Here is a 22,322-nt window from a genome sequence, read left to right on the forward strand (position 1 = left end):
AAGGCAGCAGAGGCGTTGCTATCCGCCTCACCTGCCCGGCTCACCCGAAACGCCGGCCCGGAAACGGAGGAACCAGGAACGAAGCGCAAAGCGCCCCCGACCCGCCGCTGGAGCCAGTTGGTAGCTGGCGGATGGCCATATAGCCAATATGGTTATAATTGTCAAGATGGAGAACCGTATTTACTTAGTTCGTCATTCCCGCGCAGGCGGGAATGACGAGGGGTGGGGCATTGGTGCGAATACCCCCAGCCATTGCCATGGGGGTTCCGGGGGGATAGACCGCAGCGCCGTGCCTTTCAGGCGCGGATTCTATAGCCTAATGGAAGAACGGGGCAGGATGCCGAAAGATACCGTGTTGATCGCCGGAGGCGGCATCGGGGGCCTGACACTTGCATTGACGCTTCACCAGATCGGGGTGAAGTGCATCGTGTTCGAGAGCGTGCGGGAGCTGAAGCCGCTGGGGGTGGGCATCAATTTGCAGCCCAATGCCGTGCGCGAGCTGGACGATCTCGGCATCGGCGAAAGCGAGCTTGACCGGGTGGGCATTCCCGCGCGCGAATGGGCGCTAGTGGGCTTGAACGGCAAGGAAATCTATTCCGAGCCGCGCGGCAAGCTGGCTGGATATAACTGGCACCAATATGCGGTTCACCGCGGCGAGTTCCACCTGATGCTCTACCGCAAGGTGATCGAGCGGCTGGGCGAAGGTTCGGTGAAGCTCGGCCACAAGGTGACCGGTTATCGCAAGCAGGCCGATGGCTCCGTCACCGCGCTGGTGACCACGGCGGCGGGCGAGAGCCTTGAATATAACGGCGCGCTGCTGTTCGGCGCGGACGGCATCCATTCTTCCGTGCGGGCGCAGATGCATCCCGGCCAGCCTCCGATCCACTGGGGCGGCACGATCATGTGGCGCGGCACGGCGCGCGGCGTGCCGATCCGCACCGGATCATCCTTCGTCGGCCTGGGCACCAGTCGCCACCGCGTGGTGGTCTATCCGATTTCCCATCCTGACGAGCAGGGCATGGCGGACATCAACTGGATCGCCGAACAGACCTATGACACCGATCACGATTGGACCAAGTCCGGCTGGTTCCGCCCGGTGGAGCTTTCGGAATTCGCGCATCAGTTCGATGGCTTCGTCTATGACTGGCTCGATCTGCCGGCTCTGCTGGCCAAATCCGATGTCGCCTATGAAAATCCGATGATCGACCGCGATCCCCTGCCCAGCTGGGTGGATGGGCCGGTGGCGCTGATGGGCGATGCAGCCCATCCGATGTATCCCACCGGTTCCAACGGCGCGTCGCAGGCGATCATCGATGCGCGGGTGATCGGCAGGATGATGCTGGAGCATGGCGTGACCCCGGGCGCGCTCGATGCTTTTGATGCGGAAATGTGCGGCCCCATCGGCCAGGTGGCGATGCGCAATCGCGGCGCGGGGCCCTTCGGCCTGCTTGGCATCGTGGAAGACCGCTGCGGCGGCCAGTTCGAGAATATCGACGACATCATTTCGGCCGAGGAACGCAGCGCCTTCATGCTGGCCTATCAGCAGGCCGCCGGTTTCGCCAAGGATCGGCTCAATGCCGCCGGGCGGACCATTCCCGAAGGCGCGCAGGTGGGCAAAGTCCTGGCATGAAGCCGGGGCTGGACCATGTTTTCGACCTGACGGTCGAATTGGCACGCCCGCATGAGATGGGCGAATGCCCCGGCGGTGTGCGGCGGGTGATCCCCATCGTGGGGGGAAGCGCGGATGGCCCGCTGGTGCGGGGCCGCATTCTGGAGGTGGGGGCTGACTGGCAGACCGTGCTGGCCGGCGGCATCGCGGATCTCGATGCGCGCTATGCCATCGAGACCGATGACGGCGCGGTGATCGAAGTGGTCAGCCAGGGCGTGCGGCATGCCCCGCCGGAAGTCGCCGCGCGAATGGCGGCGGGCGAAAAGGTGGACCCTTCCGAATATTACATGCGCACCTTCATTCGCCTGGAAAGCGGCCATGCGGCCTATGACTGGGTGAACCGTTCGCTGTTCCTTGCCATGGGCGGCAAGGTTGGCGCGACCGTGCGCCTGTCGATCTATCGGGTGGCCTGAGGCAGAGCCGGGGCCGGCCGATCAGCCGGTCAATCCCGCTTCCGCATCGGCCTTCGATGCCGCGATGGTGGAGATTTCCGGGCCATATTCGTTGATCGTGGTGCGGCGCATGTCGCGCTTGTAGCGATAGCGTTCAAAGGGCGTGGCGCTGTGCATGGTGCAGCGATTGTCCCAGATCACCATGTCGCCGGGCTGCCATTTGTGGGAATAGATATATTTGTCCTGCGTGGCGAAGGCATAGAGCTCGTCCAGCAGGTCGAGCGCTTCCTGTTCTTCCCAGCCGACCACGCCCACGCCGTGCCAGCCCATATAAAGCGCCTTGCGGCCCGACACGGATTCTCGCACCAGCGGATGGGCCATGCGGGGGAAGTTCTTGCGCAGGGCCTCGTCCCCGAATTCCACCCCGTTGCGTTGCAGGGCGCGGAACAGGTCGTGCTCCACTTTCAGGTTCGCTACCCTGTCCTTCATCTCCTGCGGCAGATCCTCATAGACTGCGCGCGTATCGATATAGTCCGTGTTCGCGCCTTCGGGCGGGACGACATAGGCCAGCAGCAGCGACCATTTGGTGGGCAGTGAATTGAACGGGCTGTCCGTGTGGAACAGTTCGAAATCGGTCGGCTGCGCGCCATCGGGATTGGGCGGGCGGATTTCGCCATCGGCCGTCAGATTGCCGATGTCGTACAGCTCCGGCGCGATCCGCTTGCCGCCGGGCGGGGGCAGTTCCAGCGGGCCGAACGTGCGGCTGAAGCGGATGTGGTCCTCGTCGCTCAGGCTGGCGCCGCGCACCACGCAGACGGCATATTGCGCCATCGCATCTTCCACGAAGTCGATCGCCTCCTGAGACAGCGGAACCGATGTGTCGAGGCCGGTGATCTCGCCCACGAAACGCGGGTGGAGCTGCTTTACCTGCATGGTCATTTTCGCCTTCTCATCCTCGTCCGGCACAGGGCCGGCGCTATCCCTTTTTGCCCGTTCTGCCGGGGGCGCATGGTCTAAAATAGTGGCGTCTTTTGCGCGGTGGGCAAGCCCTGGCCCCATTGGCAATGGGATAATTGACGGCACTATTTTCACCATGCGCGAAGGGCGCACATTCCCACCACGCAGAAAAGCAGGCGCGAAAAAGCGCCGGTGGCAGCGCGCCGGAAGGCGCGGTGCAAAGAGGAAAGACAAGGCCGCACAGGCCAGTCCGGGGGAGGCCCAAAGATGTCTGTTACCACGAAAAGTGAATCGCATTTTGGACGCAGCGTGCGCGTTCTGGCCCTGCTGAGCGGCGCCGCCGTTCTAGGGCTGTCGGTCCCGGCCTTCGCGCAGGAAGCCGATGCCGAGGCGGATGCATCCCAGTCCGGCAGCAATACGATCATCGTCACCGGCACGCGCATTCAGGGCGTCGCCCCGGTCGGCTCGGACCTCGTCCAGCTCGGCACGGAGGATATTCTCGCCACGGGCCTCACCAGCACGGCGGATGTGCTCAACACGGTCCCTTCGATCCTCCAGATCGGCGGCGGCAATGCCTATACGGGCGGCCAGTCCCAGCAGGGCAGCACGCTCAGCTCGTTCAATTTCAACAAGTCGCCCAATATTCGCGGCTTCGGCTATGGCGCCACGCTCAGCCTGATGAACGGGCACCGCGTGCCCTATGAAGGCGGCAATATGAACGCCTTTGATGGCGACAATCTGCCTGCGCAGATCCTCCAGCGGATCGATGTGGTGGAAGATGGCGGTTCGGCGCTTTACGGTGCGGATGCCATTGCCGGCACGGTGAACTATATCCTGCGCAAGCCGGAGGATACGCTGGAAGTCTATGCGGGCTACGGCACCAATGAGGGCGATCAGAATTCCTATTACATCACCGGCGTGGGCGGTGTGCGCTGGGGTGAAGGCACCGCGCTGGAAGGCGGGATCATCGTGTCCTACCAGCATTCGGACCAGGACATGTTCATGGCCTCCAAACGGCCGGATCTCTATAATGACGATCTCTCGCCCTATGGCGGCCAGCCTTCGCCGATCTACGCCTCGCCCGGCAATATCTTCGTCGGCGGCAAATATTACGCCATTCCCGCCGGGCAGAATGGCGAGAAGCTGACTCTGGCAGATCTCGGCAATCCGGCCAGCCCCAACCGCCAGAACACCTGGACCAATATCGGCGTCATCCCCGAGATGCAGGCCGATCGCGTTGCCGTGAATTTCGAACAGAACCTCACGGACTGGCTGCGGGTGTTCGGGGATGGCTATTATGTGAAGCGCCACGTCCTGCTCAACGGCCCGGCTTCTCCCACGGCCAACCGGGCGCTGACCTTCCCGATGGGCATGCTGCCCAAGGTGCCGAACACCAATCCCTACAGCCCGTGCAACCCCAGCCATTATGCAGGCGGGATCGTGACGGGCCCGGCCGAACTGGTGGCGGCCTGCGGTGCGGGCTATCTCGAAGTGGCCTATAGCACCGTCTACGATGTCGGGCCGCCGCAGCGGACCGGCAATACGGAAGGCTATACCTACGGCGGCGGTGCGGAGTTCACTCTGCCCTTCGACTGGACAGTGACGCTGACCGCCTATGCCGGCACGCAGGACGAGGATGCCACTGCCACGCAGCTGGGCGGCACGACCTTGCCGATTGGGCTCGGCAGCTTCAACTTCTTCTGCGATTCCAGCAAATTCGACTGCACGGACGATGCCACCGCCAAGGCCATGCTGGCCACCACGATCACGCTGCAGAACCATACTCGCTATGAGATGGAAGATTATGCCGTGAACGCCAGCGGCACGCTCTTCGCGCTTCCCGGCGGGGATCTGAAGGCGGCCATCGGCGCAGAATATTACAAGGGCAGCCTGCTTAACGAGAATAATTTCGGCACCAATCGCCTCAATCGGCGCGATGTGAAATCGGTCTATGGCGAATTGTATGTGCCGCTCGTCAGTTCCGACATGGGCGTGTCTTTCATCGACAAGCTCGAACTGACGGCGGCCCTGCGGTATGACGATTACAGCGATGCGGGCGGCACTACCAATCCCCGTTTCGGGATCAACTGGTGGCCGACGGATAGCCTGAAGCTGTTCGGTAGCTACGGCACTTCGTTCCATGCCCCCGGATTGGGCGATAACGATCCCTATTCGCAGACCAGCGCGCTCTCCACGATCGTGTCGGGTGGCCAGATCTCGCCTTCGATCTGCGCGGCCTGTCAGGTGCCGGGCCTGGCCCAGGCGGCGATTTACCAGACCATCGGCGGCGCCAATGGCAATCTCAAGCCCGAAACCTCCGAAACCTATTCCTTCGGCGCGCAGTGGCAGCCCAGCAGCGTGCCGGGCCTGACCGCCTCGGTGAAATACTGGCATACGACCTACGAAGGCCAGATCAACGCGCCAGCCTATAATGTGGGCACCATCTCGGCGATCAATCGCGGGATCTACAATTCGCAGATCATCTATAATCCGGCGATCTTCCCCGCACTGGCGGCGAACAATCCGATTGCCTTCTTCGGCAACACGGCCACGCTCGACCCGACGAAGCCGGGCTGCTCTGCCGCCATCGGGCAGCAGGCGAATACGCAGGCCGTTTACGATGCGATGATCCAGTGCTTCAATTCGGGCGGGGAGCGCGGCGGTCTGTTCGGCGTCGCCACCACTCCCGACAAGGCGCTGGCGCTGGTCAATGGCCGCCGCATCAATGCCGGGACCACCGCTGCCGACGGGCTGGATTTCACCGCCAATTACAGCTTCGACAGCGGCATCGGCCAATGGGACATCGGCGGCCTTGCCACTTATGTCCTTCACTGGAAGGTTGCCCCTATCGACGGTGCGCCGCTGACGGATCAGGTGAACGTCTTCGGCTATCCGCAGCAGTTCCGCGCGCGCGGCTATGCCCGCTGGGGCAAGGATACCGGGATCGGCCGCATCAGCGCCGGGGCCTATGTGAATTACGCCAATTCCTATGAGATGGACCCCGGCCAGCTGCCGGTTGGCGTATCGGCCTCTTACGCGAAGATCGATTCCAACACGACCGTGGACCTGACACTGGGCCTCGATACCGGCGATCAGGGATCGTGGCTGGCCAATGACTTCACCCTGATGCTCAGCGTGCAGAATGTCTTCAACACCGATCCGCCGCTGGTGGTGAACCAGGCCGGTCTTGCAGGCAGCGCGCTGCGATTCGACCCGACCTTCGCCAGCCCGCTGGGCCGCGTGATCCAGGTCCAGATCGGCAAGAAGTTCTGACGATCCTCCCAGCCTCTGCCGGGCGCCCGGAATCGGCGCCCGGCAGAGGCCTTTTTATAGACGATATATGGAACAGGGAGTGGCCGGATGGCCGATGTCGCAGTCGAGCAGGCAGGTGTTGCGGGCCGGGCAGGGGGCGCAGCAGTGACTATTGCCGAACATGCGGGCAGCCGCTCCATGCCCTCCATCGGGCAGGCCTATTTCGCCGCCGGCGTGCTGGCGGTCGCACAGATGTGCGCCACGCTGAACAATGGCGTCACGACCTTGCTGGTGGAAGCGATCAAGCGCGACCTTCAACTCACCGACATGCAGATGGGCTATCTGCTGGGCTTTGCGGGTGTGGTCTTCTACGCGCTGATCGGCATCCCGGCGGCGCGGCTCGCGGATCGCTATAATCGCAAATGGCTGCTCGCCGGTTCGATCATGGTCTGGAGCGCGGCTACGGCAGTCTGCGGGTTTGCGGGCAATTTCTGGCAGTTCTTCGCCGCGCGTTTCGGCATCGGGGCGGGGGAATCGATCAACGGCCCGCTATCCTATTCGCTGCTGGCCGATTATTTCCCGCCCAACAAGCTGCCGCGCGGCATTGCGATCTACAATGTCGGGTTGCAGGGGGGCGGGGCGCTGTCGCTGTTGCTGGGCGCTTTCCTGATCCAGCTTTTCGCAAGGACACCGGTGATGAAAGTGCCGCTGCTCGGCACGGTGAGCGACTGGCAGATGGTGTTCATCATCACCGGCCTGATCGGCCTGCCGGTGACGCTGTTGGTAATGAGCATTTCCGAACCGCCGCGCCGCTCGGCCCGGCTTTCGACGGTAATGGGAATGGAGGCGAAGGACGCCAGCCTGATGGAGGTGCTGGCCTATCTGCTGCGCAACTGGCGCCTTTACGGGCCGATGTTCCTGGGCCTTTCGCTCACTTCGATCCACATGATGGGCATGGGCAACTGGATCGCGGCCTTCTTCGCCCGGACCTATGGCTGGGAGCCGTCCACCTTCGGTTCCTATTCCGGGCTCCTCACGCTGGTACTGGCGGGCCCCGCCCTGATGGGCGCGATCTGGGTGAACGAGTTGTTTCACAAGCGCGGCCATGCCGACACCAACATGCGCGTAATGGCCATGGGGATCACGGCGGCGGCCCCCTTCATGATCGCGGCGCCGATGATGCCTTCGCCCTGGCTGGCGCTGATCTTCAACGCCATCGGCCCGGCCTTCATGCTGGTGGCCGCGCCATCGCTGAACACGGCGTTGCAGATCGTCACGCCCAACGAAATGCGCGGGCGGGTGACCGCGATCTATCTGTTCATCATGCTGGCGGCGGGCGGCAGCATCGGGCCCACATTGTTCGCCTTCCTGACGGAGCATGTTTTCGGCGATCCGGCGCTGCTGCGCTATTCGATCCTGACTTCGGCCGTGCTGACCTTCCCCACCAGCGCGCTGGTCTATTGGCTGGGCGTGAAGGCCTATCGCGAACGTATCCTGGCGATGCGGGCTGCGGGGCAGGCCGTCTGACCGGGGCGTTTGCCGCACCCGGCCAATGTCGGCACTATTTTCAGGCGGCCGTGCCCAGCACTGTCGGACACAAGAAAATCCGGAAGCCGGGCGGCCTTTCCGGAGGTGATGGAGAGAGCCAGTGGACCATGCGGCTGCGAGTGACACGCTCGATCGCGAATATATCGATACTTTCGTGCGCTATTCCGACCGTACGGCGGATGGCGGCTATATCGAGCGCAACGGGCAATATTCCTTCGGCATGGAGGATCATGATTTCCGTGTGCGCAATGCCCGGCTGGCAAACATCGCCTTCGCAACGCATGGCTTCACGCTGGTGAAGCACCCGGTCGATGTCGATTTTGCCGACAAGGAAGATTTCGAGCGCCGCTATTATCCCGAGGTGGAGCGGCTGGTGAAGGAGATGACCGGCGCCAGCGACGCCTTTGCCTTCATGGGCATTCTGCGGGGCGGCGAGGGCGATCTGGGTGGCGGTCCGGCGCTGAGCGCCCATGTCGATTTCAACGAACAGGCAGTGCGCGACTGGGCGGCACGCATGCGTCCTGAATGGGGCGATATTTCCGGCAAGCGCCTGATGAATGTGAATGTCTGGCGCGGCACGAAGCCGGTCGCCAACAGTCCGCTGGCAGTGTGCGATGCGCGCAGCGTGGAAAAGGGGGACTTCATGCTCGTCCGCCTGGGCAAGACGGATGACCCGGTGACGCCCAAGACGCCGGGCGGCCTGAACATGGCCTATAATCCCAAGCACGAGTGGTATTATTATCCGGACATGCAGCCGGATGAGGCGCTGGTTTTCCGCCTGTTCGACACGGCCGATCCGCTCTGGCACATGAGCGGCCATACCGCGATCGTCGATCCCACTTCGCCGCCGGACGCGCCCAAGCGCGAGAGCTTTGAAGTGCGCACTATCGCCCTGTTCGATCAATGACGGCCTTGGCCGCCATTGACCGGAACGGGTATGCGGGGTGGCCCTCAGTCATCCCTGGGCCGGGGTGCCTGCGGCGCGCCGATGCGGAAGCCGACTTCCTCCACCCGCACGAGCCTGGCGTGGCCATCCTGCTGCCACGGGTCCTGCGCCATGCGCTGGCGCACTTCCTCTTCACTGTCGGCCCAGAAGATGAACAATACATCGGTGCTGGGCTCCATAAGTCCGGCCATGGCGATGAAGTTGTCCGCTTCCAGCCCGGCGACAAAGGCGGCGTGATCGGCAAATCCATCCTGTTCGTGCGCTTCGCGGGAATGATCCCAGGCTTCGGTCCTCTTCACGATGGCGGCAAACGTCTTTTTCATTTCATAGCTCCTGCCTCTGGGAATAGGTAAATTTGATAATTCCTGTTCTTAATAAGGCAAGTAATTATTGGGAGAAATATTATGCAGGTATTCATCTTTGACTGGCTTGCCTATGGGGAGAACATTGACAAGTTCCGCGTCAATGGTGAACTGCCGCGTCTGGGTGCCAAGCATTTCAATCCGCAGGTGGCTGTCGATACTTATACCGAGCATCTGGACGCCTGGGTCGAGATGGAAAAGCAGGGTTTTGATGGCCTTGCGATCAATGAACATCACGCCACGCCCTATGGCCTGGGCAATTCGCCGAACCTGATCGCCGCCGCCATCGCGCGGCTGACCCAGCGGATGAAGATCCTGATCTATGCCAATCTGCTGCCGATCCACGAGCCGCTGCGTCTGGCGGAAGAACTGGCGATGCTGGATTGCCTTTCCAATGGCCGCCTGATCAACGGCGTGGGCCGGGGCGCGCCGCGCGAATACAAGATTTTCAACGTGCCGCTGGATGAATCGCGCAGCCGGTTCGAGGAAGCTTACGAGGTGATGCGCAAGGCATGGACGGAGGATCGCTTCGACTTTGCCGGCAAGCACTTCAACTACAATGACGTGTCGATCTGGCCGCGCCCGGTGCAGAAGCCCTATCCGCCGCTGTGGGTGCCGCTGACCGGATCGAAGGAAACCATCGAATGGGCCGCCCGCAACGATGCCGCGATCACGCCGGGCGTCTTCCCCGGCCAGATGCGGCAGGATACTTTGCGCTACTTCCAGAAATGCTCGGCCGAGCATGGCCATAAGGTCACGCCGCAGAAGATCAGCATCATGGTCGATTGCTATGTCGCGGATTCCAAGGCCCAGGCCATCGAGGAATATGGCCCCTATCTGATGTATCTCTTCAACACGCTGCTGATCTACGATCAGGTGTTCCAGAAGGATGTGGCCAAGACCAAATATTACAGCTCCACCGCCTTCGAGCATCTGCGTGAAGGCACCAAGGGCACGCTGGCGCAGGACGATTCCATCTTCAACGAATGGACCATGGAATCCGTTCGCGCCGCCGCAGAGCACATGCCCATCGGCACGGCGGATGAAGTGGTGGAACGGATCATCGCCGAATGTAACGAGGCAGGCGCAGATAACGTCCTGCTGGTCTGCAACCGCGGGCCCATGCCGAAGGAGATGTTCCTCAACCAGATCCGCCGCATCGGCAGCGAAGTGCTCCCCCGCCTCCAGGCGCACAAGGTCACGGCCGTCCCCTTCGCGGAAGAGGCGCTGAGCGCGGCCTGATCCCTTCCGGCCCCATTGTTCCCGCTTGGGGCGGGGCCGGAATTGAGAGCACTATTTTCAACGGGTCCGCGATTCATATGGACCTGAAGGCGCACCCGGAACCCGGCGGTAATCGCTGCATGGCCCCCGGATGAAGCGCGATAAGGGAGAAGGAATAATGGCACGAAAGCGCGCAACGATCGTCATCGTCCCGGGCGCCTGGGTGGGCGGCTGGCGCTGGCGCACTGTCGCGGACGATCTGCGCGATCGCGGGCATTATGTGTTCACGCCCACGCTGACGGGGCTGGGCGAACGCGCGCATCTGACCAGCCCGGCGGTGAACCTGTCGCTCCATGCGCAGGACATCGCCAATGTCATCAAATATGAGCAGCTGGAGAATATCCTGCTGGTCGGCCATTCCTACGGGGGGATGCCCGTGTCCGTGGCGACTGAACTGGTGCCGGAAGGAATCATCCAGTCGATCCTCTATCTCGATGCCTTCTATCCCGAAGACGGCCAGAGCCTGAACGATCTGGTCCCCGGCCCGCCGCACCTGCCGCCGGAGGGTGAGGAATATCTGGTCCCGCCGCCCCGGATGAATGCAGTGGGCTTCAACGCCCATATGACGCCGGAAGCACGCGCGGCCTATGAGGAGCGGCGCACCCCGCAATCGGTCTATTGCTTCAGCGAGAAGGCCCGCCTTTCCGGCGCGCGCGAGCTGATTGCGCAGAAGACCTATGTGATTGCCACCGGCTATCAGAACGACACCTTCGGCCCCGTCGCGGCGAAGCTGCGCGAGCGACCGGACTGGCGCGTGGAGGAAATGCCCTTCACGCATGATCTTCAGCATGTGGCAGCAAAAGAGACTGCGGATATGATCGAATCCGCACTGCCCTGAGGCAGGCCTATCTGGAAAGAACAGAGCCCCGCGCGGCAGCGGGGCCATATCGGGGGAAGAAATCGGATGGCGAAGGACAACGGGGAGCACCCGTTACTTTCCGGCGGCTACAAGCGGTGGCTGGTTTTCGTGCTGCTGCTGGTCAGCATCTTCAACTTTGCCGACCGGGCCATCCTTGCGGTGCTGGCCCAGCCGATAAAGGAAGATCTGCACCTTACCGATACGGATCTCGGCCTGTTGCAGGGGCTGGGTTTCGCCATCCTCTATTCGATCCTCGGCATTCCGCTGGGCATGATGGCGGAACGCGTCACGCGCACCCGGCTGCTCGCCGCCTGTGTTGCCGCATGGTCCGCCATGACCGTCGCCTGCGGCTTCGCCACCAATTTCGCGACCATGCTGCTGGGCCGGATCGGCGTGGGCATTGGCGAGGCGGGGGCGCAGCCGATCACCAATTCGCTGGTGTCCGACCATTTCCAGCCAAGCCGCCGCGCCTCCATCTTCTCGCTGATCCTGCTCGGCTCTCCGCTGGGCTTCCTCCTCGGGCAATCCTTCGGCGGGATCGTGGCGAGCGAATGGGGCTGGCGGGCGGCCTTCTACATGATGGGGCTACCGGGGCTGCTGGTGGCGCTGCTGGTGGCCATCACCCTGCGCGAGCCGCCGCGCGGCCTGGCCGATGGGACGGCGCGGGCGGTGGCGGAGCCTGCACCATCGCTGATGGATGTGCTGCGTTATCTGTTCGGCAAGCCGACCTTCCGGCACCTGCTGGCCGGTTTCGTGATTGCCAGCTTCACCATGAACGCCATCGCCAATTTCGTGCTGCCCTTCTATCTGCGCGGCTTCGCCGTGCCGCTGGCGACCATGGGTGTGATGTTCGGGGTGGTCAGCTTCTTCTCCAACGGGCTGGGCATGTTGCTGGGCGGCTTCGGCTTCGATGCGCTGGGCAAGCGCGATCTGCGCTGGGCTCTGTGGGGCCCGGCCATCGCCATGCTGGTGTGTATCCCGATCTATTTCGGCGCCTTCATGAGCCATGCGATCTATATCTCGCTGGCCTTCATCTTCTTCGGAAATCTCACCCTGGCGACCTTCATGGCCCCCTCCATGGCGGCGATGCAGAATATGGCGGGGCCAAGGATGCGGGCCACCACATCTGCCATCACCGCGCTGGTCATCGGCATCCTCGGCGCGGGGCTGGGGCCGACGGTAACGGGCATATTGAGCGACAAGTTTGCGGTGGGCCTGTTCAAGGGCACCGATTTCCTCGCGAGCTGCCCCGGCGGCCGCGGCATGGACGGCATGGGCACTGCGCTGGACGCGGCATGTCTCGTGGCATCGAGCGATGGCCTGCGCTACGCGCTGATCAGCGTGCTGGGCATATTCGCCTGGGCCGCGCTGCATTATGTGCTGGCTGCCCGCACTTTTGAGCGGGATCTCTACGCTCGGCCGAGCGGGGAATAGGGGGCAGGCAGGCTCTACCGGTCCCTCCACCCCGTTCGTCCTGAGCTTGTCGAAGGACGCGCGCCAGCGCCTGCACAATAAGGGCGCGTGGGGCTGACGGTTTCCCGTGTCCTTCGACAAGCTCAGGACGAACGGGTGATGGAGGTAAGGAGGAAGGCCGAGCCGGATTAAATCGGCCGGCTGCGGCTCATTTCCAGCATGACGCGCGCAGCCTCTTCCTTCATGCGCGCGAGGTCCATGCCCGTGCCGGATCCCGCCTGATCGAGCAGTTGCCGCATCAGGCGGAAATAGCTGGCCTGCAATGTCACCGGCAGGCGCTCGGCCAGGAAGGGGTGGAAGCGCGCCTCATAGGCGGCGAGGCAGCGCGAAAAGAGGTCGATCACCGGATTGTCCGCCACGCGCGATACGAAGTGAACGAAATTGAGCAGGTCAAAGCGTTCCAGCACGTCGCCTTGTTCAACCCGCAACAGCAGCTCTTCCAGCTTCGCCCGCTGTTCCGCATCGGCGCGGCTGACGGCCAGTGCGGGCATGAAGCAATTGAGCTGGAACAGGATCGTCCCGGCAGAGCGGACATCCATCTGCTGCCCGATGAGATAGGCCAGAAGCAGGCGGATCGTGCCGGTCATGCGGCTGTTGCGGACAACCAGCCCGTTGCCGCGTCCCCGGCGGCATTCCACCAGCCCGCTATCCTGCAACAGGCGGATTGCCTGCCGCAGGGTGAGCCGGCTGACGCTGAAGCGTTCGCACAGATCCCATTCGGAACCGAGCCGCTGGCCGGCCCGGCCATTCTGCATGATGTCGCTCGCCAGCCGACGCGCCACCAGCGCTGCCAGAGTGCGTTCGTCGCTGGTCCGGGCGGTTTCTTCCACATGCGGCTCGGCCACATTGTCGGGCTGGCGCAGCAGCCGGAACAGATCGCCGTGCAGCCTGCCGAATGTGGCCGCCGCACCATCGCCATCGCCCTGGGCCAGCGCGCGGCGCAGTTCTGCCGTGGCGAGTTGAACGCTGGCGGGATAATCGCTGGCTTCGGGATTGCCGGCCGCAAAATCCATCGTCAGGGCATTGAGGCATTTGACGAAGGGCATCACCGCCGGTTCGCGCGTCAGCCGCGCCAACTCGCTGCGCAGGGCGAGATGGCCGTGAATATCGTCCGCATCGGTAGCCAGTTCGAGCCTGCCCAGCGCCATCGAGCCGGGCCGGGCCTGCGCCGCCAGCCGCACGATCATCAGGTCCACCGCTTCGCGCGCGTCCAGCAGTTGCGACAGGGTGATCCCCACGGCGCGGAAATGGTCCGCCAGTTCCTCCCCGATGGCGTCCACTTGCGGCATCTTCACGATGAAACCGCCGCTCGGGCCGGGCCTCAGGCTGCCAAGGCCGCGCCGTTCCAGCAGGCCGATCGCCTCGCGGATTACTGCCCGGCCCACGCTATAGCGCTTGGCAAGATCGCGCAGGCTGCCAAGTGCGTCGCCCGGCGGCGGCCTGAGGGATGCAATGTCGTCTTCTATGCGGCGAGCCAGAATCTCCGCCATTCTTGCCGCTGTTTCGCCCTCCCGTGTGGAGGCGGTGTAGATGCGTTCGGCGGCGTTCATCCGTATCTCGCCGCAGATGGTGCCATTGCTGCCACGTTCATGCGCTCCAGCCGGAGAGGCCGGGCATCGGAGACCATGCTCGCCCAGCCGATCATGAAAACGGTATTTGCGCCCAGGCTGACATCCGGAGGCATCCTCTTGCGAAAACCCGATATGATACGCCTGATCGGTCGATAAGTTCCGGTTTTTGCCCGAATATCGCGCCCTGTGCGGCCGATGATTGCCGGGGGCGGGTGCGATTTTTCCAGTGTGGGCACAGGCGTGGAAGAGGCAAGGCGGGATGGGCTGCGCATTGCCATCAATCGCCATATTTCGGCTGCGGCGTGCCCGGTTTGATCGCGCAGTTCCAATGCTCGGCGATCTTGCCGTCCGCGATGCGGAACATGTCGAACCAGGTGGTGGTATAGGTCTCCCCCGGTCGTGCAGGATGGGGATGCTCCCTTGCCGTGACGAGCACCACCAGATCGCCTTGAGCCACCATGGCAACGACAGGGTCTTGCAGATAGGGCTGAGCCGGTGGAACTGCCCGAACCTCTGCGGCCAGCCGGGCGCCCGCCGCTGCATCAGGATCATGCTCGATGAAGTCCGGCGCAAAATAGGTGCCGGTCAGGTGCCTCTTGTCGGCATTGGGGAACTGGCGCCATGCGTCGAACACCAGCCTTTTGTTGGCGGCGAGCCTTGGATCCGCATCCTCCAGCAGTTTGAGCTGCGCGGGGCCGGACAGGCCAGTCACCCGTTGGGGGCCGCCCTGATCCGGCGGCAATACATTCGCGCCGGGGGCATCCTGCACGGAATGCCAGTGTTCGGCCAGCCGCCGGTCTTCCACGCGGAACAGGTTGAAGTGGACGGTGGAGTAGCTTCCCTGGCCGCTCGGCTCCGGCAGTTCTTCGCGCAGGGCCATCACCACCAGATCGCCTTCACCCAGGATCGTCACCAGCGAAGGAGAGACGACTGCCGGAATATCCCGGCGCGGGATGGCGGAAAAGATCGCCTTGAATGCCGCGCGGCCGGTGGGGAGGATCGGGCTGTGCTGGATATAGAATTCCTGCAGCATCGTGTCGGCTAGTTCGACATGGCCTGCATTGACGATGCTGCGCCACATATCGAACACCAGCCGCTTGTTGGCGGCAAGGACGGGGTTCTCATCCTCCAGCAGGGCGAGGGGGGCGGGATGAGCGGTCACCTCTCCCGGACGCATTGGCGAGGGTTGCGGCGCCAGCGATTCCCCGCCCGGCCGGGCAGGCGCGGCTTCCAGCCCTGTCGTTCCGCATGCAAGAAGTTGCACGCAGGCCGCAGCCGCACTGACGCGCAATGCCCTGATCACGCCGATCCTTCCCCTTTTGCTCCCTTGTTACCGGAGCTTTTCAAGGTGACCATAAGGGCAATCGCGATGCTAAAATAGGCCTATCGTTTCATTGGCGGGGCTAAATTCGCTTTGCTCTTGCAATCGATTGTGATGTTTGTCAGCCTTCGGGTAATTCGCCGGCCTGCATTCAAGGGCGTGCGTGAGGAGGACAGCCGCCCGGGGGCACTAGCGCGGGCAGGCGACGGGGAGAGATAATGGCAGGATTTGCGGCATTGGAACGGCGCACTCTGTTGCTCGCATCGGCGGGCCTGTTGGCGCTGGCAGGGGCAAAGCCCGCATTTGCCCAGCGGGCAAGCGCGGAGACGATGAGCCGCTGGGCAACGGCCCCGTCGATCCCGCTCTGGCCCGGCCAGCCACCTGCGGGCGGCTTCGTGCCAAACCCGCCGCCAGCTGACGCAATCGCGAATTTCATCACCAATGTGGCCATGCCCGAATTGCGGGTATTCCGCCCGGATCGGCCCAACGGGCGCGCTGTCCTGTCGATACCGGGCGGGGCTTACACTTTTGTATCCATCGCCAATGAAGGTGTCGATCTGGCGCAAGTGCTGACGGCGCGGGGATATACGGTGTTCGTGCTGGTCTATCGCCTGCCGGGTGAGGGCTGGCATCATCGGGAAGATGTGCCGTTGCAGGATGCCCAGCGCGCGGTGCGGCTGATCCGCAGCCGGGCCGCCCAGTTCGGCATCGGGCCTGACAGTCTGCATATTATCGGTTTTTCAGCCGGGGGCCATCTGGCCGCCTCGCTCGCCACGGGTTTCGCGGAAAGGGTCTATGATCCGGTGGATGGCGCTGACGCCCTGAGCGCCCAGCCTTCCACGGTAGGGCTGATTTACCCGGTGATCGGGCATGAGCCGGGCGTGGGCCATGCGGAAAGCTCGCTGCGGCTGCTGGGAGAGAATCCTTCGCCCGCGCTGGTAGCGAAGCGTTCGCCCGATCTTCATGTCGGCCCGGACACGCCGCCCACCTTCCTGATGCATGCGCTGGATGATCCGGCAGTGCCGGTGGAGAATAGCCTGCGCATGCTCAAGGCGCTGCGCGGCGCTGGGCGACCGGTGGAGGCGCATCTGTTCGAGGAAGGCGGGCATGGCTTTGGCCTGGGCCGGCCCGATCTGCCCGTCAGCCAATGGAGCGAACTCTACACACGCTGGCTGGAGCGGCACGAAGCCAAGAAACTGATAGCACCAAGGGGAGAAGGACATGATGGACATTAATCGACGGGACTTCGTCCGCCTGGCAGGGTTGGCCGCCGGTGCGGGGATCGTGCTGCAAGGGGGGCTTGCCCTGGCCGCTGGCGGGGATCCCCATGCCGCTGCATTGGCGCATGTCGATCCGGAACTGCGGCCCGCTGCGAAGCAGATTCTGGCCATGACGAGCCAGATGGGCGGCATCGATGCCCAGCATCTTGCCCAACTTCGCGCGAATACGCCGGCGGCTCCCCGGCTGCCGGACATTCCCGTGCGCGAGGTGCGCGTACCGGCGAGCGGCAGTCTGCCCGAAGTGACCGTCTATGTGGTAAACCAGCGTGACGGGGAGAAGCGACCGGGCATCCTTCATACCCATGGCGGCGGCTATATTCTGGGGTCCGCCAAATCGGAGGCACGCCATCTGCAGGAGACGGCGCGGCAGCTGGATTGCGTGATCGTGAGCGTCGAATACCGGCTGGCGCCCGAAGCGCGCTATTCCGCTTCGATGGAGGACAATTACGCCGGTCTGCTCTGGCTGTATCGCAATGCCGACATGCTGGGCGTCGATCACAGCAAGATCGCGCTGATGGGCGAAAGCGCCGGGGGCGGGCACGCGGCCTTGCTGGCGATTACCGCGCGGGACCGGGGCGAGGTGCCATTGGTGCTGCAGGCGCTGATCTATCCCATGCTGGATGACCGGACGGGCAGCACTCGCCAGCTTCCGCCCTATATCGGCGTGGTAGGCTGGGATGCCCCGGCCAATCGCTTCGGCTGGGAGAGCTTCCTGGGCGTCGAGCCGGGCTCGAACAGCGTCCCGGCGGTAGGCGTGCCTGCGCGGCTGGAGAATCTCGCCGGCTTGGCTCCTGCCTTCATCGGTGTGGGCGGGGTGGACCTGTTTGTCAGCGAAGACATCGAATATGCCCGGCGGCTGACCGAGGCCGGAGTGCCGACCGAATTGCTGGTGGTTCCCGGGGCGTTCCATGGTTTTGACCAGGTCGCATCGGATACCGGGCCTGCCCGCAAATTCACGGCTGCCAAGTTTGCCGCCCTTCGTCGGGCATTTGGAATGCAACCCATTGCAACGGGCTGATTTAACGAAAATCTCTGCATATCGACGGCGGTCCGGCAATGATTGTCGGGCCGTTGGCATGTCTGTGAACGATTGAAGCGCGCCTCATCCAAAGCGGATAATATTAGCCCGCTAATAAATAGCTGAAGACTATAAGTAATTTCCGGGAGACGTCTGGCGTCGCTGTATTGCAATCGATTGAAATTTTGCTTATCGACTTCACCCAGAACGAGCACGTGATGCTCGCACCACAAGGGAGGATGTTATGAGGACCAGAGATTTGGTGCGTCTGTCGGCTGCCGCACTGGCGATGGGCGCGAGCATGGCTGCCCCGGCCTGGGGGCAGGTGGCAACGTCACGCGAGGGCGAGAAAGCGGCTCCCCCGGACATCATCGTTACGGCTCAGCGCCGCGAGGAAAATTTGCAGGATGTGCCGATTGCGGCCACCGCGATCACGGGCGATCAGCTGGAAGACAAGGCCGTGCGCACGCTGGCCGATCTCCAGTTCGCCGCGCCTTCCGTCTCGATTACCGATCAGGGGCTGACTCAGTCGGTCAATCTGCGCGGCATCGGCATTGCCAGCGGATCGCCCGCAGTCGCCAATGGCGTGGCCACCTATATCGACGGTATTTTCCAGCCGCCGATCCTCACTTCCTCCAGCTTCTACGACATTGCCTCGATCGAAGTGCTGCGCGGGCCGCAAGGCACGCTGGTGGGCTCCAATTCCACGGGCGGGGCGATCTTCATCAATACCCAGAACCCCAGCACGGACCGGGTGAAAGGCTATGCCAAGGGATATTACGGCAGCTACAATGCCGTGGGTGCCGAGGGGGCCCTGAACCTGCCCGTCAGCGATATTCTGGCCGTGCGCGTGGCGGGCACCACCCGCTGGCGCGACAGCTATTATACCGACATCGGCCCGTTCCATAATACGCCCGACAGTCTGGACGAGCAGGCCGGGCGCATCGGCGTGCTGTTCCAGCCGGACAATTTCCGCGCGCTCGCCAAGGTCGAATGGATCGACAAGAATACGGGCGGATATGCCTATAGGCCCATCGAAGGCACGGATTTCGACGGGGACAGGCAGGACGATTTCCGCGAGCTGACCTATAACGCCCCGACGCTCAATCACGAGCGGGCGTTCAATTCCAGCCTCGAACTGCGTTACGAGCTGGAGGGCGGCATCGTACTCCGCTCGCTCACCGGTTACACCAACAAGCGGATCAACAATCTGTACGATTCCGACGGTGCCTTCACCAATGTCGATACCAGCACCCCGCCAGACGGCATCCCGGATGTGTTCGCATCGCAGGTGCAGGACCAGTTCGTGCGGGAGCGGGAATGGACGCAGGAAGTCAACATCATCTCGCCCACCGATGGCAGGTTCAACTGGATCCTCGGTGGCTATTACCAGAAGAACAAGATCGATGTGATCATCGACGGTCGTTCCGGCGACATCGTGGGCGATCCCACCAAGATCCGCAATTATCAGGACAAGCTGACGCTCGGCGTGTTCGCCCAGCTTGGCTACAAGATCATGCCCAATCTGGAACTGCAGGTCGGCGCGCGTTATTCGCACTACAAGGTGGACAGCACGGGCTATGTGAATATCGGTTCGGAAGGGCCGGTCTTCGGGCCTGACGGGCTGAACGTGGCCGATCTGGCGGGCAGCCATGAGGATGGGCGCATGACCGGCAAGGTCGCGCTCAACTGGAACGTCAATGACGACCACCTGCTCTATGTCTTCGCGGCAAGAGGCTACAAGCCTGGCGGCGCGAACAATGCGACATCCGAATTCGGGCCTGAAACCGTGATGGATTACGAATTCGGCTGGAAGGGGGCCTTCCTGGATAATCACATCCGCACCCAGCTGGGCGCCTTCTACATGGATTACAGCGATTTCCAGTTCGACGCGCTGGACATCACCACCGGGCAGAGCGGCGTCACCAACATTGCCAGCGCCAATATCAAGGGCCTGGAATTCCAGATGCAGGCCAAGATCGACGGGCTGAGCGTGGATGGCGGCGTGGCCTATGTCGATTCCTCGCTGGACGAGATCACTCTGGTGGACGTGCGCAACCTCCCGCCCGCGCCTGTGCGACTGCCTCAGTGCCTGCCCTCTTCGCCACCGGGCACCTGTTTCGATTACACGGATTATATCGGCGTTGGCGGCGGCGGGCCCAACCTGTTCTCGCCCAAATGGTCCTACAATGTCGGCATTCAGTACGAAGCATGGGTGAAGGAGGATGTCTCGATCATGCCGCGCCTTAACTATGCCTATGTCGGGCCGCGCTGGACCAATCTGTTCTACAACCCCCAACTCGATTATCTCGAAGGCCGTGGGCTGCTTTCTGCCCAGGTCACGCTCCGGTACAAGGATTGGGAGCTTGAAGGCTACGCCACCAATCTGACCAATAAGAAATATGTCAGCGGCCAATCGGGCAATAATGAATTCTATGGCGCGCCCAGGGAATTCGGTGTTCGCGCTTCGGTGAGGTTCTAGAACAATGCAGACACGCCATGCGGCCGGTCTTTCGGTAATCGCAATCCTCCTTTCCTCCTGTGTCGGCGCTTCGGCGCCGGGCAGGACGGAAGTGGCAAATGCGGGATCGCCGCAAAGGTGCGAGGCTTTGGGCAAGTCGCTGGCGGTGAAATGGCCGCTGTCGGACACAAGGGTGGCGACGGCGGTCTATCACGAGGCAGGCGTTGCTCCTTCGCCTCCGGGCCCTCCGGGCATGGCCTTCCCGCCAGTGCAATTGCCCGCGCATTGCGAGCTGACCGGCGTGATGCAGGAACGCAAGGGCGTGGACGGGCAGGATTATGCCATCCGTTTCCATCTGCGCCTGCCGGACCAGTGGAACGGCCGCTTCTTCATGCAGGGCGGCGGCGGCACCAATGGCGAGTTGGGCGATGCCGTGGGGCGGCTGCAGGGCGGGGCCGATCCTGCGCTGGCGCAAGGCTATGCCGTGCTTTCGCAGGATTCCGGGCATGACAATGCGCGCAACAGTGTGGCGGAGCGCAATGGCGCCTCGGCCTTCGGGTTCGATCCGCAGGCGCGAGCCGATTATGGCGGGGACTCGCTGGAGAAAACCGCCTCTGCCGCCAAGGCCGCCATCGGTAGCTATTATGGGGCAAAGCCGCGCTACAGCTATTTCGTGGGCTGTTCCAAGGGCGGACAGGAAGGCATGGCGCTGGCCCAGCAATATCCCGATCTGTTCGACGGGATCGTGGCCGGCGCACCGGGCTTTTCCCTTCCGCGCGCAGCCATTGCAGAGGCGTGGAATACGCAGGCCTTCGCTTCGGTGGCAAAGGAGCGGGGGGAGCCGGTGACGATTGTCTCCATCGCGCGCAGTTTCTCCATGGCTGACCTGCAATTGGTCAGTCAGACCGTGGCGGGCGTCTGCGATGCGAATGACGGAATGGCCGACGGGATTGTGGGCGATTTCCGCAAATGCACTTCCGCCCGCGTCGTTCCGGCCCTGAAGGCTCGCCAGTGCAAGGCGGGCAAGCAGGACGGGTGCCTGTCCGCAGGCCAGATTGCCGCGCTGGAGCAGGTCCATGGCGGCGCGCGGTCAAGCGATGGCAAGCAGATCTATCCCGGTTTCCCGTGGGATGCGGGCTGGGGGGACATGGGCTGGCGCATCTGGATGGCAGGCATGCCCGATGGTTCCAGCCCAGCGATCAACATCGCCATGGGCATGCCTTCGCTGGCGTCGGTATTCAGCACTCCGCCGCGCGCCCTGGGCGCCAGTCCCGAGGCCTATCTGGCCTATGCGCTGAACTATGATTTCGATCGCGATCCGGCGGGGATCGATCTGGTCCAATCGCCCTTCGCGCGTTCGGCCTGGCAGGACATCTCCGCCCGGTCGAGCAATCTGGACGGGTTCCGTGCGCGCGGGGGCAAGCTGATTGTGCCGCACGGCGTTTCCGATCCGGTCTTTTCGGTGAACGATACGCTTGCGTGGTGGGAAGAGGCGAATGCCCGCTATTCGGGTTCGGCTGCCTCCTTCGCGCGGGTGTTCCCGGTGCCGGGGATGGGCCATTGCCAGGGTGGACCGGCGACCGACCAGTTCGATGCCTTCGGTGCTGTGGTGCGTTGGGTGGAACAGGGTGAGGCCCCGGACAGGATCGAGGCGCGCGCTGGCCCCATGTCGCCATGGCCGGGCAAGCAGGGCGTGCTCTGCCCCTATCCGATGGTTGCGCGGCCGGTTGGCGATCGCGGGAAGGATGGCGGAGCCGCCGCGATGGAGTGCCGTCTCTGAATACCTGTCCCGGGGCCCTCCCAGACCCGGGCAGGTTGACCAGCGGGGCGGGCGAGGATGGAAGGAACCTCGTCCGCCTCTTTCGCAGGCAAGTTTTGCGGGTAAATTTGCAATCGATTGCCAAGCCCCGCTGCCATGCTAGAAACCTGCGT

At 63.1% G+C, this 22,322-nt stretch carries 16 protein-coding genes; 12 read left to right on the forward strand and 4 right to left on the reverse strand.

Features of this window, described 5'->3' with window-relative positions:
- Positions 1-337 precede the first annotated feature (337 nt).
- Both H0274_RS11960 and H0274_RS11965 read left to right on the forward strand, forming a co-directional pair.
- On the forward strand, positions 338-1,630 hold the full coding sequence (locus H0274_RS11960; RefSeq protein WP_226795662.1) for a flavin-dependent oxidoreductase: 1,293 nt from the start codon (positions 338-340) through the stop codon (positions 1,628-1,630).
- Positions 1,627-2,082 carry a DUF3237 domain-containing protein gene (locus H0274_RS11965; RefSeq protein ID WP_226795663.1) on the forward strand — a complete coding sequence of 152 codons (456 nt, stop codon included), beginning with the start codon at positions 1,627-1,629 and terminating at the stop codon, positions 2,080-2,082. The genes H0274_RS11960 and H0274_RS11965 overlap by 4 nt, the downstream gene beginning before the upstream one ends.
- Positions 2,083-2,103: 21 nt before the next feature.
- Here H0274_RS11965 and H0274_RS11970 read toward each other — a convergent pair whose 3' ends face one another.
- Positions 2,104-3,000, reverse strand: a complete 897-nt coding sequence (locus H0274_RS11970) for a TauD/TfdA dioxygenase family protein (protein ID WP_226795664.1) — start codon at positions 2,998-3,000, stop codon at positions 2,104-2,106.
- A gap of 285 nt (positions 3,001-3,285) precedes the next feature.
- Between H0274_RS11970 and H0274_RS11975 the strand changes: the two genes are divergently transcribed.
- The 3 genes from H0274_RS11975 (at position 3,286) to H0274_RS11985 (ending at position 8,725) form a co-directional block, all read left to right on the forward strand.
- Positions 3,286-6,291, forward strand: a complete 3,006-nt coding sequence (locus H0274_RS11975) for a TonB-dependent receptor plug domain-containing protein (RefSeq protein WP_226795665.1) — start codon at positions 3,286-3,288, stop codon at positions 6,289-6,291.
- Between the two features lie 87 nt (positions 6,292-6,378).
- A complete protein-coding gene (locus H0274_RS11980) occupies positions 6,379-7,797 on the forward strand; it encodes an MFS transporter (protein ID WP_226795666.1) in 1,419 nt (472 codons plus the stop codon).
- Between the two features lie 121 nt (positions 7,798-7,918).
- Positions 7,919-8,725 (forward strand): CmcJ/NvfI family oxidoreductase, encoded by an 807-nt coding sequence (locus H0274_RS11985; protein WP_226795667.1) that lies wholly within the window; start codon positions 7,919-7,921, stop codon positions 8,723-8,725.
- Between the two features lie 44 nt (positions 8,726-8,769).
- On the opposite strand, the gene H0274_RS11990 is transcribed toward H0274_RS11985, so the two are convergent.
- On the reverse strand, positions 8,770-9,087 hold the full coding sequence (locus tag H0274_RS11990) for a YciI family protein (protein WP_226795668.1): 318 nt from the start codon (positions 9,085-9,087) through the stop codon (positions 8,770-8,772).
- 81 nt (positions 9,088-9,168) lie between these two features.
- Here H0274_RS11990 and H0274_RS11995 point away from each other — a divergent pair, with 81 nt between their 5' ends.
- The 3 genes from H0274_RS11995 to H0274_RS12005 all read left to right on the forward strand — a co-directional run bounded on the left by H0274_RS11995 (position 9,169) and on the right by H0274_RS12005 (position 12,700).
- Entirely contained in the window at positions 9,169-10,368 is a 1,200-nt protein-coding gene (locus tag H0274_RS11995) for an LLM class flavin-dependent oxidoreductase (protein ID WP_226795669.1), read from the forward strand.
- Positions 10,369-10,525: 157 nt separating this feature from the next.
- Positions 10,526-11,245: an alpha/beta hydrolase gene (locus H0274_RS12000; RefSeq protein ID WP_226795670.1), complete on the forward strand. Its 720-nt coding sequence runs from the start codon at positions 10,526-10,528 to the stop codon at positions 11,243-11,245.
- 66 nt (positions 11,246-11,311) lie between these two features.
- The gene (locus H0274_RS12005) at positions 11,312-12,700 is read left to right on the forward strand and encodes a spinster family MFS transporter (RefSeq protein ID WP_226795671.1); all 1,389 of its coding nucleotides are present in this window, start codon (positions 11,312-11,314) and stop codon (positions 12,698-12,700) included.
- Between the two features lie 167 nt (positions 12,701-12,867).
- Here H0274_RS12005 and H0274_RS12010 read toward each other — a convergent pair whose 3' ends face one another.
- Positions 12,868-14,289: a FadR/GntR family transcriptional regulator gene (locus tag H0274_RS12010; protein WP_226795672.1), complete on the reverse strand. Its 1,422-nt coding sequence runs from the start codon at positions 14,287-14,289 to the stop codon at positions 12,868-12,870.
- Between the two features lie 298 nt (positions 14,290-14,587).
- A complete protein-coding gene (locus tag H0274_RS15665) occupies positions 14,588-15,613 on the reverse strand; it encodes a nuclear transport factor 2 family protein (RefSeq protein ID WP_226795673.1) in 1,026 nt (341 codons plus the stop codon).
- A gap of 236 nt (positions 15,614-15,849) precedes the next feature.
- Here H0274_RS15665 and H0274_RS12020 point away from each other — a divergent pair, with 236 nt between their 5' ends.
- The 4 genes from H0274_RS12020 (at position 15,850) to H0274_RS12035 (ending at position 22,170) form a co-directional block, all read left to right on the forward strand.
- A complete protein-coding gene (locus H0274_RS12020) occupies positions 15,850-16,866 on the forward strand; it encodes an alpha/beta hydrolase (RefSeq protein ID WP_226795674.1) in 1,017 nt (338 codons plus the stop codon).
- Complete coding sequence (locus H0274_RS12025) at positions 16,853-17,929, forward strand: alpha/beta hydrolase (RefSeq protein ID WP_226795675.1); 1,077 nt, start codon at positions 16,853-16,855, stop codon at positions 17,927-17,929. The genes H0274_RS12020 and H0274_RS12025 overlap by 14 nt, the downstream gene beginning before the upstream one ends.
- Positions 17,930-18,173: 244 nt before the next feature.
- Entirely contained in the window at positions 18,174-20,411 is a 2,238-nt protein-coding gene (locus H0274_RS12030) for a TonB-dependent receptor (RefSeq protein ID WP_226795676.1), read from the forward strand.
- A 4-nt stretch (positions 20,412-20,415) separates the two neighbouring features.
- On the forward strand, positions 20,416-22,170 hold the full coding sequence (locus H0274_RS12035; protein ID WP_226795677.1) for a tannase/feruloyl esterase family alpha/beta hydrolase: 1,755 nt from the start codon (positions 20,416-20,418) through the stop codon (positions 22,168-22,170).
- Positions 22,171-22,322 lie beyond the last annotated feature (152 nt).

This window comes from Fulverythrobacter ferritrahens (assembly GCF_020539485.1).
Classification (GTDB): Bacteria; Pseudomonadota; Alphaproteobacteria; order Sphingomonadales; family Sphingomonadaceae; genus Andeanibacterium; species Andeanibacterium ferritrahens.

What these genes read in the sequence shown, in the direction of transcription:
- H0274_RS12035 (WP_226795677.1), top strand. Translation starts at nt 20,416, where the DNA reads ATGCAGACACGCCATGCGGCCGGTCTTTCGGTAATCGCAATCCTCCTT.
- H0274_RS12005 (WP_226795671.1), top strand. Translation starts at nt 11,312, where the DNA reads ATGGCGAAGGACAACGGGGAGCACCCGTTACTTTCCGGCGGCTACAAG.
- H0274_RS12025 (WP_226795675.1), top strand. Translation starts at nt 16,853, where the DNA reads ATGATGGACATTAATCGACGGGACTTCGTCCGCCTGGCAGGGTTGGCC.
- H0274_RS12010 (WP_226795672.1), bottom strand. Translation starts at nt 14,289, where the DNA reads ATGAACGCCGCCGAACGCATCTACACCGCCTCCACACGGGAGGGCGAA.
- H0274_RS11970 (WP_226795664.1), bottom strand. Translation starts at nt 3,000, where the DNA reads ATGACCATGCAGGTAAAGCAGCTCCACCCGCGTTTCGTGGGCGAGATC.
- H0274_RS11995 (WP_226795669.1), top strand. Translation starts at nt 9,169, where the DNA reads ATGCAGGTATTCATCTTTGACTGGCTTGCCTATGGGGAGAACATTGAC.
- H0274_RS11975 (WP_226795665.1), top strand. Translation starts at nt 3,286, where the DNA reads ATGTCTGTTACCACGAAAAGTGAATCGCATTTTGGACGCAGCGTGCGC.
- H0274_RS11980 (WP_226795666.1), top strand. Translation starts at nt 6,379, where the DNA reads ATGGCCGATGTCGCAGTCGAGCAGGCAGGTGTTGCGGGCCGGGCAGGG.
- H0274_RS12030 (WP_226795676.1), top strand. Translation starts at nt 18,174, where the DNA reads ATGAGGACCAGAGATTTGGTGCGTCTGTCGGCTGCCGCACTGGCGATG.
- H0274_RS12000 (WP_226795670.1), top strand. Translation starts at nt 10,526, where the DNA reads ATGGCACGAAAGCGCGCAACGATCGTCATCGTCCCGGGCGCCTGGGTG.
- H0274_RS12020 (WP_226795674.1), top strand. Translation starts at nt 15,850, where the DNA reads ATGGCAGGATTTGCGGCATTGGAACGGCGCACTCTGTTGCTCGCATCG.
- H0274_RS11960 (WP_226795662.1), top strand. Translation starts at nt 338, where the DNA reads ATGCCGAAAGATACCGTGTTGATCGCCGGAGGCGGCATCGGGGGCCTG.
- H0274_RS11965 (WP_226795663.1), top strand. Translation starts at nt 1,627, where the DNA reads ATGAAGCCGGGGCTGGACCATGTTTTCGACCTGACGGTCGAATTGGCA.
- H0274_RS11990 (WP_226795668.1), bottom strand. Translation starts at nt 9,087, where the DNA reads ATGAAAAAGACGTTTGCCGCCATCGTGAAGAGGACCGAAGCCTGGGAT.